This is a genomic window from Selenomonas ruminantium subsp. ruminantium ATCC 12561 (assembly GCF_000424065.1).
Classification (GTDB): Bacteria; Bacillota; Negativicutes; order Selenomonadales; family Selenomonadaceae; genus Selenomonas_A; species Selenomonas_A ruminantium.
This window is the reverse complement of the sequence record NZ_KE384129.1, coordinates 43,015-46,403: the sequence shown is the minus strand read 5'-3', so window position 1 is coordinate 46,403 and position 3,389 is coordinate 43,015. Positions and strand designations below refer to the sequence as shown.

6 protein-coding genes are annotated in these 3,389 nt (G+C 46.3%); all 6 read left to right on the top strand.

Annotated features, from left to right (window positions below; genetic code table 11):
- Positions 1 to 214 (top strand): zinc ribbon domain-containing protein (locus G598_RS19265; RefSeq protein ID WP_026767861.1); only part of this gene is annotated, 214 nt, incomplete at its 5' end.
- 173 nt (positions 215 to 387) lie between these two features.
- Positions 388 to 750, top strand: a complete 363-nt coding sequence (locus G598_RS0116525; protein ID WP_157833391.1) for a hypothetical protein — start codon at positions 388 to 390, stop codon at positions 748 to 750.
- Positions 751 to 921: 171 nt separating this feature from the next.
- The gene (locus tag G598_RS0116520) at positions 922 to 1,527 is read left to right on the top strand and encodes a DivIVA domain-containing protein (RefSeq protein WP_245582846.1); all 606 of its coding nucleotides are present in this window, start codon (positions 922 to 924) and stop codon (positions 1,525 to 1,527) included.
- Between the two features lie 6 nt (positions 1,528 to 1,533).
- The gene (gene lspA, locus G598_RS0116515; protein ID WP_026767858.1) at positions 1,534 to 1,977 is read left to right on the top strand and encodes a signal peptidase II; all 444 of its coding nucleotides are present in this window, start codon (positions 1,534 to 1,536) and stop codon (positions 1,975 to 1,977) included.
- Positions 1,970 to 2,908 carry an RluA family pseudouridine synthase gene (locus G598_RS0116510; RefSeq protein WP_026767857.1) on the top strand — a complete coding sequence of 313 codons (939 nt, stop codon included), beginning with the start codon at positions 1,970 to 1,972 and terminating at the stop codon, positions 2,906 to 2,908. The genes lspA and G598_RS0116510 overlap by 8 nt, the downstream gene beginning before the upstream one ends.
- A 155-nt stretch (positions 2,909 to 3,063) precedes the next feature.
- Positions 3,064 to 3,389 (top strand): helix-turn-helix domain-containing protein (locus G598_RS18355; protein WP_037364945.1); only part of this gene is annotated, 326 nt, incomplete at its 3' end.

The window sequence follows — 3,389 nt, the reverse complement described above, 5'->3', positions numbered from 1 at the left end:
CAAGGCAGAATTGCAGGGCTCTGAAATCTTGAAGGTAGATACATTCTACCCGTCAAGCCAGACCTGTTCAAAATGCGGATACCAGAACAAGGAAACTAAGAATCTTGGTATCAGGGATTGGACTTGCCCTGCATGTGGTTCACATCATGACCGAGATGCCAATGCAGCAATAAATATACTGCGAAAGGCAATAGAACAAAAACAGGTTGCTTAACATAAATTAGTACCGTGGGACACACGGGAATTTACGCTTGGGGAGAACGTGTAAGTCGAACTGGTTACGGCTAGGCCGCAGTGTTCAGCGAACCAAGAATCCCTTGCCTTTAGGCATGGGGAGTGTCAAATAAATGAAAATGTTAGATAATTATAATAGGATTGACGATTTTTATGAGATTTGTTAAAATAGCTTTGTCCGATTTGGATAATTTAGGATGGCAATTGTTTGCGGAAAAACGTTGCTATCTCATTAGTGGTGGTATGAGAGAAGGGGATTTGATTATGAAAAAATTGACTGGTGCAATATTGGCGGCTTTTGTGTTTGCTGTAGGCTCGCAAGGACTGGTTAGTGCAGCTGCGCCGATGGATCTTGATTTGAATGGTCCTGCGTTAGTCATGTTGGATGATGCTGCTGAAGAAGAAGAAGAAGCTTCCGCAGAGCCGGCACAGGCTGAGGAAGAAAATGATGAAGAAGAGCCTGCGGCAGAACAAGAACAGCCTGCAGATGATGCAAACGATGACGATGAGGCATAAAGCGCGGTTAGCAGGATAAATTGATATTCGTGAGAAACGTTGCAAGCATCCGCCCGTATTTCGGGTGGGTGCTTTGTTTTTCACCTGAAATATGATAAGATAAATGAGTATTGATAAAAACTGGCAGGAAATCTGCCATACAGATAGGGGATAATCATTTTGCTTACACCAATGGACATACACAACAAGGATTTCAAACGCAGCTTTCGCGGCTACAATGAGGATGAGATTGATGATTTCCTTGATAAGGTAGTCAATGACTATGAAAAACTGTTCCGGGAAAATGACCGGCTGAAGGAAGAACTGGCTCGTGCAAAGAAGGATAACGAGCAGTATCAGCAGTTGGAGCAGAATCTGAAGGATACGCTGCTCGTGGCACAGAAGACAGCTGAAGAAGTGACGAGCAACGCCCGTAAGAACGCCGAGGAAACCAGGGAAAATACGGCGAAAGAGTGTGCCAACAAATTGCAGGAAGCCGAGATGAAGGCAGAAAAAATCATTGATGATGCCAAGAATAAAGCGCAGGCGATTGTAGAGGAATATGACCGTTTAGTGCGGGAGAAGAATACGTTCCTGCGCAAAATCAAGGTGACGTTGGAGTCTGAACTGGCTGTTATTGATGAAACGATGAAACAGATTCCCGACCCCGAGAAGGAAGAACGGGAAAAGAAGGCCGTGGGCACGCAGGCTGAAGCCCTGCAGAAAGCGCTGTCTGAGCATCAGGCTGTTCCTTATGAGGCTAAAGAGCTTGCCGAGGGCGATAAGCAGGAGGGCTAAATTAGATTGGCATTAGGAATGTTTTTGGTCCTGTTGGTCTTAGACCAGCTGGTGAAGTGTTTGGTCATGCTGACCATGACCCCGGGAGAGAGCGTTCCCGTAATCAAAAACGTCTTTCATATTACCTATGTGCTGAATCCAGGGGCGGCTTTTGGTATGCTGCCACATCAAAGCTGGTTCTTTATTTTGGCCGGTGCGGTAATGATTGCTGCTTTTGTCTATTATTATCCTCGGCTCAAGCACCAGTCGGCGTATTTTCATTATGGCTGTGTGGCACTGCTGGCCGGGGCGGTGGGCAATCTCATTGACCGCATTCGGAGCGGTTTAGTGGTGGATTTTTTCGACTTTCGGATCTGGCCGGTGTTTAATATCGCCGATATTGCCATTGTACTGGGCGTAGCCAGCATGATTTATGCCATACTTTACAAAGAAAAGGAAACGGATGAATAATATGGAACCTGTTGTATTTACGGCGGAAGAAAAAGGGCAGCGGCTCGATGTATTCGTAGTGGAACGTTTCCCGGAGCTTTCCCGTTCGCATGTGCAAAAACTCATTGAGCAGGGCAATGTGCTGGTCGATAGAATTGTGCGTAAGGCCAACTATAAGCTGAGGGGGGGCGAAGCGGTGCAGGTAACTGTGCCGCAGGCAGAACCCATAAGTGTAGAGCCTGAGGATATTCCATTAGATATTCTCTATGAGGATAAAGATATCATCGTGGTGAATAAGGCTCGTGGTATGGTGGTGCACCCGGCCTCTGGCGTGTACAGCGGCACATTGGTCAATGCCCTGCTTTTCCATTGTCAGGATTTATCCGGCATCAACGGTGAAATCCGTCCCGGCATTGTTCATCGCTTGGACAAGGATACGAGCGGAGTGATGGTCTGTGCCAAAAACGATACCGCTCATTTAGACTTAGCTGAACAGATTCGTACAAAAACGGCGCACCGCACCTATTGGGCGATTGTGCATGGTAATATCAAAGAGGAAGCGGGCATTATCAAGGGGGATATTGGCCGTCATCCCACCGACCGCAAGAAGATGGCCATTGTACGTGAAAATGGCAAACCAGCCGTTACGCATTTTAAGGTTTTGGAGCGGTTTGGCGAGTATACCTTGGTGGAATGTCAGCTTGAAACCGGCCGCACCCATCAGATTCGCGTGCATATGACCAGCATTGGCCATCCATTGGTCAATGACCCCAAGTACGGGCCGAAAAAGTCTTCGCCCTTCGCTATTAATGGTCAGGCGCTGCATTCTCTGCAACTGACCCTGATGCATCCCGTGACGAAAGAGGAAATGACATTTACGGCACCAATTCCGACCGATATGGAGAAAATCTTAACCGGTCTGCGTAATAAGCGCAGCAAAGCACAGCAGTGAGCAGGAGGCTTTTAACAGTCAAGCATAACTTATAAAAAGTTGATAAAAACCGATAAAAAGTCTAAGCAACCTAAGCAAACTTACTTTCCGATACAGAAATAGTACAATGCCCATCAAGGCATGGTATAATTATTCGTATAGGGGAGGTGAATGCGATGATAAGGTCAGTCAGGATACGACTGCTGCCAAACAACAAGCAGAGAACTAAACTTTTTCAGTTCGCAGGTGCTTCAAGATTTGCCTATAACTGGGCTTTAGATAAGCAGATGGATAATTTCAGAGAAGGCAGAAAACTTCAAAGTGATTATGACCTTCGCAAGGAGTTCACTGTTTTTCGTAATTCTGAAGAATACTCGTGGCTTCTAGGTATATCCAACAATGTCACCAAGCAGGCTATCAAGGATTTGTGCATAGCGTACAAGAACTTCTTCCGCAAGCAGAGGCAGAAAGGGTATGTCAAATATTCACCCAAGAAGCTGGC

Bases quoted from the DNA above. Each gene is read 5' to 3' on its own strand.
- G598_RS0116525 (WP_157833391.1), top strand. From the start codon at position 388: ATGAGATTTGTTAAAATAGCTTTGTCCGATTTGGATAATTTAGGATGG.
- G598_RS0116520 (WP_245582846.1), top strand. From the start codon at position 922: ATGGACATACACAACAAGGATTTCAAACGCAGCTTTCGCGGCTACAAT.
- G598_RS0116510 (WP_026767857.1), top strand. From the start codon at position 1,970: ATGAATAATATGGAACCTGTTGTATTTACGGCGGAAGAAAAAGGGCAG.